The following is a 264-nucleotide window of genomic DNA, read 5'->3' on the forward strand; positions in this document are numbered from 1 at the left end:
GGTGCTGCCGTCGTAGGCGGTGCGCGCAAGTCGCTGCGTCGCGCTCACCGCTTCGTCGAGTTCGGCGGTCAGTTCGTCTGGCCGGTCGTGCAGGAAGCGGTTCACGTGACCGAGTACCGGCTCGACTTCGAGACACGAATCGATACCTCCTTGTGCAACGCCCAGCGCCATGCCGACCTGCAGCAGGATGAACGCCGCCTTGATCCGCGCGACGAAAGGCCGCGCCGGATCGGCAATCAGGTCGGCTTCACCGACGAAATAGTC

1 pseudogene is annotated in these 264 nt (G+C 64.8%); it reads right to left on the reverse strand.

Annotated features, from left to right (window positions below):
- Positions 1–264 (reverse strand): annotated as a pseudogene (locus P0D89_RS54515) (acyl-CoA dehydrogenase); the annotation flags it as partial.

The organism is Paraburkholderia sp. RL18-085-BIA-A (genome assembly GCF_046027075.1).
Lineage (GTDB): Bacteria > Pseudomonadota > Gammaproteobacteria > Burkholderiales > Burkholderiaceae > Paraburkholderia.